The organism is Aquibium pacificum (genome assembly GCF_040839445.1).
GTDB lineage: Bacteria > Pseudomonadota > Alphaproteobacteria > Rhizobiales > Rhizobiaceae > Aquibium > Aquibium pacificus.
Map to the genome: position 1 here is coordinate 1 of NZ_JBDPGJ010000053.1, position 284 is coordinate 284.

The window sequence follows — 284 nt, forward strand, 5'->3', positions numbered from 1 at the left end:
CATAAGGAGTAACCCATGATGCCTCGATCTCTTTCGCAAACCGGCCCGGAGAAGCGACGCTTCACCTGGCCGAAGGGCACCCCGCAGATTATTGCCCTGCTGCTGGTTCTGCTGGTAGACAGCCTGGTGGCGCCCCATTTTTATCAGGTGGTGCTCCAGGATGGCCGCCTGTTTGGCAGCCCGATCGATATTCTCAACCGCGCCGCGCCGGTGGCGCTGCTGGCGATTGGCATGACGCTGGTGATCGCCACCGGCGGCATCGACCTGTCGGTAGGGGCGGTGAT

1 pseudogene is annotated in these 284 nt (G+C 62.3%); it reads left to right on the forward strand.

Annotated features, from left to right (window positions below):
* Window positions 1-15 precede the first annotated feature (15 nt).
* Window positions 16-284 (forward strand): annotated as a pseudogene (locus tag ABGN05_RS30125) (hypothetical protein); the annotation flags it as partial.